10 protein-coding genes are annotated in these 12,658 nt (G+C 36.1%); 8 read left to right on the forward strand and 2 right to left on the reverse strand.

The window, feature by feature from the left end; all coding sequences use genetic code 11:
* The first annotated feature begins 3 nt into the window (after positions 1-3).
* From AB9K26_RS08455 to AB9K26_RS08470, 4 genes are all read left to right on the forward strand, one after another.
* Positions 4-1,194 (forward strand): acetyl-CoA C-acyltransferase, encoded by a 1,191-nt coding sequence (locus AB9K26_RS08455; protein WP_369972120.1) that lies wholly within the window; start codon positions 4-6, stop codon positions 1,192-1,194.
* A gap of 25 nt (positions 1,195-1,219) precedes the next feature.
* The gene (locus AB9K26_RS08460; protein WP_369972121.1) at positions 1,220-3,022 is read left to right on the forward strand and encodes an acyl-CoA dehydrogenase family protein; all 1,803 of its coding nucleotides are present in this window, start codon (positions 1,220-1,222) and stop codon (positions 3,020-3,022) included.
* A gap of 99 nt (positions 3,023-3,121) precedes the next feature.
* Positions 3,122-4,390 carry a nuclear transport factor 2 family protein gene (locus tag AB9K26_RS08465; RefSeq protein WP_369972122.1) on the forward strand — a complete coding sequence of 423 codons (1,269 nt, stop codon included), beginning with the start codon at positions 3,122-3,124 and terminating at the stop codon, positions 4,388-4,390.
* A 2-nt stretch (positions 4,391-4,392) separates the two neighbouring features.
* Complete coding sequence (locus AB9K26_RS08470) at positions 4,393-4,860, forward strand: DUF6265 family protein (protein ID WP_369972123.1); 468 nt, start codon at positions 4,393-4,395, stop codon at positions 4,858-4,860.
* A 21-nt stretch (positions 4,861-4,881) separates the two neighbouring features.
* On the opposite strand, the gene AB9K26_RS08475 is transcribed toward AB9K26_RS08470, so the two are convergent.
* Complete coding sequence (locus AB9K26_RS08475; RefSeq protein ID WP_369972124.1) at positions 4,882-6,684, reverse strand: glycoside hydrolase family 15 protein; 1,803 nt, start codon at positions 6,682-6,684, stop codon at positions 4,882-4,884.
* Positions 6,685-6,757: 73 nt separating this feature from the next.
* Between AB9K26_RS08475 and AB9K26_RS08480 the strand changes: the two genes are divergently transcribed.
* A complete protein-coding gene (locus AB9K26_RS08480) occupies positions 6,758-8,962 on the forward strand; it encodes a bifunctional alpha,alpha-trehalose-phosphate synthase (UDP-forming)/trehalose-phosphatase (RefSeq protein WP_369972125.1) in 2,205 nt (734 codons plus the stop codon).
* Between the two features lie 6 nt (positions 8,963-8,968).
* The gene (locus AB9K26_RS08485) at positions 8,969-10,300 is read left to right on the forward strand and encodes a M28 family peptidase (RefSeq protein ID WP_369972126.1); all 1,332 of its coding nucleotides are present in this window, start codon (positions 8,969-8,971) and stop codon (positions 10,298-10,300) included.
* Positions 10,301-10,363: 63 nt separating this feature from the next.
* Here the strand turns inward: AB9K26_RS08485 and AB9K26_RS08490 are convergent, their stop codons facing one another.
* Positions 10,364-11,173 carry a T9SS type A sorting domain-containing protein gene (locus tag AB9K26_RS08490; protein ID WP_369972127.1) on the reverse strand — a complete coding sequence of 270 codons (810 nt, stop codon included), beginning with the start codon at positions 11,171-11,173 and terminating at the stop codon, positions 10,364-10,366.
* A gap of 313 nt (positions 11,174-11,486) precedes the next feature.
* Here AB9K26_RS08490 and AB9K26_RS08495 point away from each other — a divergent pair, with 313 nt between their 5' ends.
* The gene (locus AB9K26_RS08495) at positions 11,487-12,050 is read left to right on the forward strand and encodes a YdeI family protein (RefSeq protein ID WP_369972128.1); all 564 of its coding nucleotides are present in this window, start codon (positions 11,487-11,489) and stop codon (positions 12,048-12,050) included.
* Between the two features lie 20 nt (positions 12,051-12,070).
* Positions 12,071-12,658 (forward strand): hypothetical protein, encoded by a 588-nt coding sequence (locus AB9K26_RS08500; protein WP_369972129.1) that lies wholly within the window; start codon positions 12,071-12,073, stop codon positions 12,656-12,658.

Genomic DNA, 12,658 nt, shown 5'->3' on the forward strand with positions numbered 1-12,658 from the left:
ACAATGAAACAAGCATATATAGTAAAAGCATATAGAACAGCTGTTGGAAAAGCGCCTAAAGGACTTTTCCGCTTTAAAAGAGCTGACGAACTTGGCGCAGAGACCATTCAATACATGATGAAAGAGTTGCCAAATCTTGACGTTTCAAGAATTGATGATGTTATTGTTGGAAATGCTATGCCAGAAGGTTCTCAAGGACTGAATATGGCAAGATTTATTTCACTTATTGGGCTTAATAGTGTTGACGTGCCAGGAGTTACCGTCAATAGATTTTGTTCCTCAGGATTGGAAACCATTGGCATTGCTACAGCTAAAATTCAAGCAGGAATGGCAGATTGTATCATAGCTGGTGGATCTGAAAGCATGAGTTCTGTTCCTATGACAGGTTTTAAACCTGAGTTAAATTATGATACGGTTAAGGCTGGACATGAAGAATATTATTGGGGAATGGGAAATACGGCTGAAGCTGTTGCCAACCAATTTAAGGTTTCTCGAGAAGATCAAGACGAATTTGCTTACAATTCACATATGAAGGCTTTAAAAGCACAAGCAGAAAATCGTTTTCAAGATCAAATCGTTCCGATTACTGTAGATCAAACTTATATTGATGGAAACGGCAAAAAAGTGACTAAAACGTATACGGTAAACAAAGATGAAGGCCCAAGACAAGGTACGAGCATTGAAGCTCTATCAAAATTACGTCCTGTGTTTGCTCAAGGTGGAAGTGTTACTGCTGGAAACTCTTCTCAAATGAGTGATGGTGCTGCTTTTGTTATGGTTATGAGCGAAGACCTCGTTAAAGAACTCAACATCGAGCCTATTGCTAGGTTGGTGAGCTATGCTGCTGCAGGTGTAGAACCTCGAATCATGGGAATTGGTCCTGTAAAAGCAATTCCAAAAGCACTCAAACAAGCAGGTTTAAGCCAAAACGATCTAGGCTTAATTGAATTGAATGAAGCCTTTGCTTCCCAGTCGCTTGCTGTGATTCGTGAATTGGGCTTGAATCCAGATATCATCAATGTGAATGGTGGCGCTATTGCATTAGGTCATCCTTTAGGTTGTACTGGCACTAAACTATCCGTTCAATTGTTTGACGAGATGCGTAAGCGTGACATGAAAAATAACTATGGTGCAGTGACGATGTGTGTTGGTACTGGTCAAGGTGCCTGCGGAATATTTGAATTTTTAAACTAAAAAAAACTTAATACAATTATAAAAAATGGAAGCAACTGAAAAGGATATCCTACGTGGAGGTCAATTCTTGGTTAAGGAAACCAACTGTGAAGACGTATTTACGCCTGAAGATTTTTCAGAAGAACAACAAATGATGAAAGAAGCGGTTATGGAATTCAACGACCGTGAAATCATTGCCCATAGAAACCGTTTTGAAGCTAAAGATTTTGCTTTTACAGAGCAATGTATGGAAAAAGCTGGTGAACTTGGCTTTTTAGGTGTTGCCGTTCCTGAAGCTTATGGCGGACTCGGAATGGGATTTGTATCAACAGTATTAACCTGTGATTACATTTCCTCTGGAACTGGATCCTTTAGTACTGCTTTTGGCGCACACACAGGTATTGGAACAATGCCAATCACCTTATATGGTACTGAAGAACAAAAGCAAAAATATGTTCCAAAATTAGCTACTGGTGAGTGGTTCGGAGCGTATTGTTTAACCGAGCCTGGCGCTGGCTCTGATGCAAATTCTGGAAAAACCACTGCAGAGTTAACTGAAGATGGAAAGTCTTATAAGATCAACGGACAAAAAATGTGGATTTCAAATGCTGGTTTCTGTAAATTATTTATTGTATTCGCTAGAATTGAAGATGATAAAAACATTACAGGTTTTATTGTAGAAAACGATCCATCAAACGGTATTACTCTAGGTGAAGAAGAACACAAATTAGGTATTCGAGCAAGTTCTACACGTCAAGTGTTTTTTAACGACACTGTTGTTCCAGTAGAAAATATGTTGTCTGAACGTGGTAACGGATTCAAAATTGCTATGAATGCCCTTAATGTTGGTCGAATCAAATTGGCCGCTGCATGTTTGGATTCTCAGCGTCGTATTACAACAACTGCTGTTCAATATGCCAATGAGCGTAAGCAATTCAATAGACCTATTGCAGATTTTGGTGCTATAAAAATGAAGTTGGCAAAAATGGCTACTGATGCTTATGCTGGAGAATCTGCAACTTATAGAGCGTCTAAAAATATTGAGGACCGAATTGCAATTAGAGAAGCCTCTGGAAATTCTCATCAAGAAGCAGAGCTTAAAGGTGTTGAAGAATATGCTATTGAGTGCTCCATTTTAAAAGTTGCAGTTTCTGAAGATGTTCAAAATTGTGCAGATGAAGGCATCCAGATTTTTGGTGGTATGGGATTCTCAGAGGAAACTCCAATGGAATCAGCTTGGAGAGATGCACGTATTGCAAGAATATATGAAGGTACCAACGAAATTAATAGAATGCTGAGTGTTGGTATGTTGGTTAAAAAAGCCATGCGTGGGCATGTTGACCTTCTTGGTCCTGCAATGAAAGTTCAAGAAGAATTAATGGGCATTCCTTCTTTTGATACACCTGATTATTCAGAGTTGTTTTCAGAAGAAAAAGATATGATTGCCAAACTTAAGAAAGTCTTCTTAATGGTTGCTGGAGCTGCTGTTCAAAAGTTTGGTCCAGATTTGGAAAAACACCAACAACTGCTTATTGCTGCTGCTGATATTTTAATAGAAATCTACATGGCAGAATCAGCCATTTTGAGAACTGAAAAGAATGCTAAGCGTTTTGGTGAAGAGGCTCAAAAAGTGCAGATTGCAATGTCTAAACTGTACTTATACAATGCTGTAAGTCTTGTGGAAGCAAAAGGCAAAGAAAGTATTATTTCTTTTGCTGAAGGCGATGAGCAACGTATGATGCTTATGGGATTAAAACGATTCACGAAATATCAAAACTATCCTGATATTGTGGATCTAAGAAACGAAATCGCTGAAAAAGTGAAAGCTGAAAATAAATATTGTTTTTAAGATTTAGGCTAATTCAAATTTTTAAACAATAGAAAGCCAGTTCATGTTTTGAATTGGCTTTTTTATTTCCTTATCTTTAAAAAGTTCAAAATTAATATCATGAAAAGTCCATTCCTTTATCTTTTCCTATGTATCAGCATCATTTGCTTTGGGCAAACCAACACTGAAATCTTCTTATTTGATATCCTTCAGAAAGATTCCCAAATTGAAATCAGTCAAGGTAAAAATATTTCCAATAATGAAGGCTATGACAATCAGCCGTCTTTTTTAAACGACCGCTACATCCTGTTCTCTTCTACAAGAAATGGTCAAACTGATATTGCCAAATACGATACAAGATACGATTCCAAAACTTGGATAAATTTCACTCCAGGAGGAGAATATACACCTTTGGCGATTCCGAATAATAGAGATATTTCTGCTGTACGATTAGATTCTGATGGCAAACAACGATTGTACGCATATAATAGAAGTAATGGAGAATCAAGAGAATTAATTCCAGATTTGGTGGTGGCTTATTACACTTGGTTTGATGAGCACACTATTGTTTCTGCAGTTATTGAAGACAATCAGCTGAATTTATTTACCTCTAATATTCACGATGGCATCAATAGAAAATATGTCACCAATGTAGGTCGTTCTTTTCATAAAATCCCAAACTCCAACTTGGTTAGTTTCATTTCAAAAAGTGACGAAAATCAATGGCAAATTAAATCCTTAGACCCAAAAACTGGAGTGACTAAAGTTATTGCCAATACCCTTGAAGGCGTTGAAGATATTTGTTGGCTTGATGATAAAACGCTTCTGTCAGGAAAAGAAAGCACATTATACAAGTTAAGACTTAAACGTGACAACAATTGGAAACCTGTTTCAGACTTGAGTACTTATGGAATCACAAACATTACTCGCTTAGCAGTAGACAATACACAAGGGCAATTACTTATTGCTGGTGAAGTTTCAACAAAAAACACCACTTCAGAAGAAACAACTGAAAATTCGAATGAAAATACCAATACTAGTGAAAACAGCACTAGTAACGAAGCCACTGTTGAAGCCATTGTACAAAGAAACTTAGAGGCTTACAACAACAGAGATATAGACGCGTTTATGGCTGACTATGCTGAAGACGTCAAGTTATACGCATATCCGAACACATTGCAAACCGAAGGGAAAGAAGCCATGCGCAAAAGTTATAAGGATTGGTTTGAAGGCGTACCAGATTTGAGAGCCTTTGTAAAAAAACGAATCGTGTTCAAAAATAAAATCATAGATGAAGAACAAGTGACTGCCAACGGACAAATTATTAATGCAGTCGCCATTTATGAAGTAGAAAATGGAAAAATCGTTAAAGTTACCTTTATTCAATAAATATGAAATCAGTTGTATTAATCATTGTATGGTCATTGACCTTTTCTTTCAGCCAAAGTCAAACGGTTTTAGAACCCAAATTGGAAAATTGTGCATGGATTGCGGGAAACTGGAAGGGTGAAGCCTTTGGAGGACAGGTTGAAGAAAATTGGAGTGCACCTTTAGGCGATTCAATGATGGCTACCTTTAAGCTTGTTGTTGACGAAAAGGTGTCATTTTATGAAATTGAAGTCATAAGAGAAATCAATAACACGCTTATATTACAACTCAAGCATTTCGATAATGATTTGAAAGGCTGGGAAACCAAAAATGAAACGGTCGATTTTCCACTTAAGAAAATCACTGCAACTCAAGTTATTTTTGAAGGCATGACTTTTGAAAAAGTTAGCGACAATCAAATGAATGTTTTCGTAGATATTGAAAATGATAATGGCGACATTGAAATTGTGAAGTTCAGTTATAAGAAATAATTCAACTCATCACATTTTCACTTATCCAATAAATTCTTTGACCTTTTCCTCTTCTGTGATTTTTGATAAATTGACTGCCGTTTCTATCAATGCTAAATGTGAATAAGCTTGAGGGAAATTCCCTAACAAACGTTTGGTTTCAAAATCAATATCTTCACTAAAAAGTCCTAAGTGATTACTGTAACTCAATAGTTGGTCAAACATATATTTAGCCTTTTGGGTTTCACCAATTTTAAACAAACTATTGATAAACCAAAATGTACAAATGGTAAAGGAGGATGATGGCAATCCGAAATCATCTTTATTTTTATAACGATATAACAAGCCATCATTACTCAACTCCTGCTCTATCGCCTTAACTGTACTGACATATTTTGGATCTTTGGCATCAATAAATCCATAAGGCTCCATGAGCAACACCGAAGCATCTAAATCTGTAGAACCATAGCTTTGTGTAAAGGCTTGTACATCGTCATTCCAAGCGTTTTGCATGATATCATTGCGAATATCCTCTTCCAAACTTTGCCATTTACTCTTTTTGTGGTTTTTTCCTAGGATTTCAGCCACCTTAATGGCTTTATCAACCGCAACCCAACATAATACTTTTGAAAAAGTGAAATGGCGATCTTCGGTTCTGAATTCCCAAATCCCTTTATCGGCTTCTTTCCAGTGTTTATTTACAACCCAAACGATGCCCTTGGTAATTGACCAGAGTTCTTCCCCATTTTCAATATCTGTACTAAAATATGTGAGTTGTTGATGAATTACATCCATTAAAATTCCGTAGATATCATTTTGGCGTTGGGTATAAGCTGCATTTCCTATTCGAACAGGTTTTGAACCCATATAACCATCAAGATGGTCCAATATAATTTCAGTTAACTGTTTTTCGCCATTAATTCCGTACATAATTTGTAATTTCTCATCCTTATCCGGAATCAGATTAGTGATGAATCGCAAATAGCGCTTTGCCATGCGCTTATGCCCTAAATGAGATACTACTTTAATCACCATAGAGGCATCACGAATCCAACAAAATCGATAATCCCAATTTCTGACTTCGCCAATGGTTTCTGGTAATGATGTTGTAGCAGCAGCCAAAACTGCTCCTGTTTTTTCATAACTGAGTAATTTTAAAGTTAAAGCACTTCTAGAAATGTAATCGTTATACAGATTGTAGGTTGGTGTACGTTCCATCCAATTGAGCCAATATACTTTGGTACGTTCTAACTCTAAACTGATTTTATCTACTGTAGGTAAAAACAATTTTTCATTATAACCAAAAAGACAAAAGCCATCTTTCTCCAAAACTATCGGTTTCCCTTCTACAACTTTTTCCTTGTCAAAGTTGGTATATAAAAACAAAGTGTCATATTTCTCCTTATCGGTTAGACTTACGATAAAATCTTCCTTGATATAAACATTGGTATTTCCAATAGCATACTCTAATTTCGGATTATAGTTAATCTTAAACTCTGGTGTCCCTTTAATAAGTTTGAAATAGCGAACGACTTCTGGTGGCGCATAATATTTTTTATTCTCTTTTCTATAGCGAGGCATGAAATCATGAACTTCAAATGCATCAGATGTTGTTTCAAAGCGCGTGATTAATATACAGGTGTTTTTGAGATAGTGTTGTGAAATTTTATACTCATCTGCAACTGAAATATCAAAGCTTCCACCTTTATTTTCGTCCAATAATTTTGCAAAAACTGAAGAGGAATCAAATTCTGGTAAGCAACACCAATCCAATGATCCAGTTTTGGAAATCAACGCTGCACTTCTACAATTACCAATTATGCCGTAGTTTAAGTTATTATTCAAATCTTTTTTATATATTAAAATTCAACACTCGCTTTTTTAATTAGCCTAAGAAAATACAAACTAAAGATTTCAAATGAATAAAACAATAATTGTTTCCAATCGACTTCCACTTCAGATAAAATTAGAAGACAATAAACTTGAGGTTACACCAAGTGTTGGTGGACTCGCTACGGGTTTAAAGTCGGTTCACCAAGATGGGAAAAGTTTATGGATTGGTTGGTCTGGGCTTACCGAAGAAGAACTCACACCAGAACTATCAAAGGAAGTGAAGGCTTTAGTTAAAAAGGAAAAGTGTGATACCGTGACTTTGAGCCAGCATGATCTAGACAATTTTTATTATGGTTTTAGTAATCGAACACTTTGGCCTCTCTTCCACTATTTCATGGAATATACAGAGTTTGAAGAAACATTTTGGGCATCCTATAAAACCGTTAATCAAAAATTTGCAGATGCAGTTTTGGAGCACGTTGAAGATGGCGATACCATTTGGGTTCACGATTACCAATTATTACTGCTTCCGAAACTTATAAAAGATAAAAAACCAAACACAACTATAGGCTTCTTTTTACATATTCCATATCCTTCCTATGAAATTTTTAGAACTTTTCCTTGGCGTGAGCAACTGCTCCATGGTATGTTAGGAGCCGATTTAATTGGTTTCCATACCTATGATTACGAACGTCACTTTTTGAGTTCTGTGAAACGTATTTTGCGATTGGATGTTAATTTTAATGAAATTACCTATCACGATCGCATTGTTAAAGTGGATTCTTTCCCTATGGGAATTGACTACGATAAGTTTTACAATTCTGCCCTAAAGCAGAAAAATGAAGAAAAATCAGAGCTACAAAAACGTTTGGATGACCACATTCAATCTAGCACTGAGGCACGAATGATTTTATCGATTGACCGGATGGATTATACCAAAGGAATTCCAAATCGCATTCGTGCGTTTGAATACTTTTTGAACAAGTATCCAGAATTTAAGGAGAAAGTTCGATTGATTATGCTCGCTGTTCCGTCGCGATCAAATGTACCTCAATACCAACGATTGAAACGCGAAACGGATGAGCTCGTTGGTCGCATCAATGGAAATTTTGCCACAGTAAGCTGGACTCCCATTTGGTATTTCTATCGTTCTATGCCTTTTGGAAACCTTATTGATCTGTATACCTCATCACATGTGGCCATGATTACTCCTGTTCGAGATGGAATGAATCTGGTCGCCAAAGAATATGTGGCAACACGAACAGAACAAGATGGTGTGTTGATGTTGAGCGAAATGGCTGGAGCTTCTAAAGAAATGAACGAAGCCATACTTATCAATCCGAATAATTTCGAGCAAATAGCAGACACCTTAAAATATGCCTTGGAAATGCCATTGGAAGAGCAACAATCGCGAATGAAAATCCTTCAGAAGCGCTTACGTCGTTATACCGTTGAAAAATGGGCTGAAGAGTTTATGAAATCCTTGCATGCTACAAAAAATCTCGGTGAAGTAATTGTCGCCAACCGATTAAACCAAACTATTCAAAAGCAGATGATTTCTGGATTCAATGCTGCTGAACGTCGACTATTTTTATTGGATTACGACGGAACTTTAACCAGTTTTAAAGACAATCCGAAAGATGCAAGTCCGGACCAAAATCTTTACAAACTCTTGGATGAACTGCAATCTGATCCTAGAAACCACGTAGTGATTATTAGTGGACGAGATAAGGAAACCTTTACGGAATGGTTTACCCACAAACCTTATACTTTAATTACAGATCATGGTGTATGGCTGAAAGAGCCCAATAAGGATTGGGTTGCCTTAGAACGTCTCAAAAATGATTGGATGGAAAACATCAGGCCTATTTTGGAAACCTTTGTCGATCGAACACCTGGAACATTTATTGAAGCTAAAAAATATTCTCTGGCTTGGCATTATAGAAAAGCCGATCCTGAACTTGCACAAACCAGAACCTTGGAAATAGAAACCGTATTGACTAGCTTAACATCCAACAACGATTTATCGGTTCTCAAAGGAAATAAGGTGATTGAAATAAAAAGCAGCAGTGTTAACAAAGGTCGTGCATCCTCAAGACTATTAAATGGAACAAATTATGATTTTATGTTTTGTATCGGAGATGATTGGACCGATGAATATATGTTCAAGGAATTACCCGAATCTGCATATACTGTCAAGGTAGGCTTTCAAAAAACCAGTGCCAAATACTATATTAAGAATACCGATGAAGTTCGAGACATTCTGAATGAATTCATCCATAAATCCTAGTTTTTCATGAGAATATTACTCCTCCTATTTTGTATATGCTTTTCCGCTTACGGACAAGGACAACAACAACCAGCAATTTATAATATTATTGATTCGGTTTCCGCTGAACGGATTAAAAAAGATATCAAGATTTTAGCCGATTTTGGAACGCGACATACGCTAAGCGATACGGTTTCAGAAACTAGAGGTATTGGTGCTGCAAGACGGTGGATCAAAAAGGAATTTGAAATGATTTCAGAAGATTGCAATGGATGTTTAGACGTGTTCAATCAAAAGAATTTCGTCAAGAAAGGTGACAATGATCGTATCGTAAAAGATGTATGGGTCGTTAATGTTGTGGCCATACAACGAGGTACAAAATATCCCAACCGATTTATCATTATGAGTGGCGATATTGATTCACGAGTATCTGATCCCAATAATTACACTTCAGATTCACCTGGAGCAAATGACAATGCCTCAGGAATGGCTGGCACCATAGAAGCCGCAAGAGTGTTGTCAAAATACAAGTTTGAAAGTAGCATCATTTATGTCGGTTTGTCTGGTGAGGAACAAGGTTTGTACGGTGGAAAAGGATTAGCTGATTACGCCAAGGCGCAGCAGTGGGAAATCATTGGTATTCTTAATAATGATATGATAGGCAACATCAAAGGAGTTGATGGTGTTATTGACAACAGAACTTTCAGAATATTTTCGGAACCTGTTCCACCAACTGAAACAGAACGGGAACGAAGAATGCGACGATTTTATGGCGGCGAAGTTGATGGTATTTCTAGACAATTAGCAAGATATGTACATAAAACCGTAAAATCATATATGCCAGAAATGAATCCAATGATGGTATATCGCTTAGATCGTTTTGGTCGTGGTGGTCATCACAGACCATTTAACGATGTTGGTTTTGCAGGTGTTCGAATTATGGAAGCTCATGAAAATTACACGCAACAACACCAAGACATCAGAATCGAAAATGGAATTGCCTATGGTGATACGTATGAACATGTTAATTTTGAATACGCCAAAAAGCTTACGGCTGTTAATGCCATAAATTTGGCAAGCCTCGCTGCTGCTCCACCTGCTCCTAAAACAGTTAGTATTGGCGGTATTGTTGAAGCTTCAGTGAAATTGAAATGGAATTCTGTTGAAGGTGCCAAAGGCTATACAATTTATTGGAGAGATACCACATCGCCAACTTGGGACCATAGTAAATATGTAGAAAATACAACTGAATTCACACTTGAAGGTATTGTTATCGATAATTTTTATTTTGGAGTGGCTTCCGTTGGAGCAAACGGATTTGAGAGCGTGGTTACCTTTCCAAACGATGTCATGAGATAAAAAAAAAGGCTACCATAAAATTGGCAGCCCTTTCACAACTAAATAAAACTAACTAACTAAAATCTAATGAATTATGATTTTTTGGGTTTCTACATGAGTTTCTGTTTTGGCTAAAACAATGTAAGCTCCAGTACCCATGTTATATGTATTCACTTTAATGCTATCTCTTGAATTGATGGTGTTTTCTGCATACACTCTTTGTCCGTTAATTGCATAAACCTCTACTCCTTCTATCTTAACATTAGACTTATTTTGCACATTGATCTGTGATGTTGAATTGTTGTAAAAAACACGGATTGATTTGTCGTTAAGTTGAGAATTTGTCAATCCTAAAGTTTCAGGAGCTTGAAAAACCAATTCAAAACGGTTGTTATATTCACCAGCAGCTAGATTTACTTCATAAGCACCATCGGCTAAATCAAAATAAACATCTAAATCCTTATCGTGTAAAAAGGTTTTTGTGGTTGATGGCATGTTCTCCAATTTGTCTATGGCAATACTATTCATTCCATACATATCTGTTTTGATTCCAAGTGGCAAAACAGTCTCAGTTGAAATTTCGTCAATACCTTGTTGCGTGAATTTAGCACCACCTATCATCCAGTACATGTCTTGTGACAATGCATTGTTTAATTGAACGTCAAAATCTAAATCATAATTTGATGTCGCATTATTATCAGCAATAACTTCAATCTCTCTTACATTCAAATCAGTAGATGTAAATTCCATGATGATTTTCATTCTGTCATCACCTTCACCATTTGGATCACCAGTATTTTGGGCAAATGTTCCTAAAGAAATAAAGATTACAAACAAATAAGTTAAAGAAGCAATCTTGTTGTTAAAAATTCCTAATTGAGTAATTGTTTTCATATTAGTAGGTTTTTCTAGTTTATAAAATTTGTATGAACAACTTGTTCAATGCTGAGGGAGGATGGATTAACTAGAAATTGAAACTTAAAAAGGAATATTGGTTTGGGGCCGAATACCTCGTAACATGTTGATTACGATTTCAATAACGATGTAAAAGTATGTGCAGAAATAGATTCAGATGTTGAAAAACTGTTCAATTGTGGAAAATAATCGATAAATTGAATGCGATTGTTAAAAATATCGATAAACAACACATAATTATATTCTTTTACAATATAACGACCAAATAATCAATTATTTACACAAATGTTTAATGGAATACTATTTTAAAAATGACATTGAATGGCGAGAATGGCTGCACAATAATCATGATTCATCCAAAGGAATTTACTTAATCTTTTATAAGGTTGCACATGAGAACGCATCGATGCGATGGGAAGAAGCGGTAAAAGTAGCTTTATGTTATGGTTGGATTGACTCAACTGTTAAAAGTTTAGGTAATGGCAAACGTCAACAATATTTTTGTGAGAGAAACGACAAAAGTGCTTGGAGCGCCTTAAATAAATCTTATATAAAGGAGCTTTCAAAAGCTGGCTTGATGCATCAAAGCGGATTGAACAAGATTAAAATTGCAAAGGAAAACGGTAGCTGGTCAGCTCTTGATGACGTAGAAAATGGCATCATTCCTGAAGATTTACAAAACGCATTCAATAAAAACAAAAAAGCTTTTACTAACTATAAAGCATTTGCACCTTCATACCAAAAAAGTTATCTATATTGGCTACATCAAGCTAAAAGAGAAAACACCAGACAGAAACGCATAACAGAAATTATCGAGTTATGTATAAAAAACATAAAAACCAGAGGTCAATACTAAAACCATTAAAGTAATTGAAAATGAGTGAAGAAACGCCTAAAAAGAAAAAACGTTGGAAAGTCAATTGGACTACAGATAAAATCATGAGTACCTCAGCACTATTTATTAGTGTGATTTCCCTTATAGCTTTATTATATCAATCTTACTTAGCTCGCGAAGAGAACAAGCTTATTCAAAAACAACAAAGTGCCAGTGTGTTGCCACACCTCAATCAGTGGTACAGTGATCTCAATGGGAATTTCAAAGTGATCATTGGCAACAAAGGGGTTGGACCAGCTTTTATAAAGGATGTCAATATCGTATTAGACTCAAAAAAATCTTTTGACAACACAGATGATTTTTTTGTGGAATTATTCAATTCTTCTCCAACTTTAGATTCAGTACAAACTGTTACCAGTACATTTGTAAAAGGCTTTGTACTTCCAGCCAATGAATCTATAAATGTCATTGAAATTTACGGTAAGCAAAGTAGCAATGCCTTCAAGGAGGTATTTAGTACAAGATCTATTGATTTTGAAATACTATACGAAGACATCTATGGTACTCAATGGTTATTGACCAATAAGGAAGACCAGGAAAATATGCCAGTTTTAGTAGAATCTGATTAA

Origin of the sequence: Psychroserpens sp. XS_ASV72 (assembly GCF_041224425.1) — a bacterium.
Lineage (GTDB): Bacteria > Bacteroidota > Bacteroidia > Flavobacteriales > Flavobacteriaceae > Psychroserpens.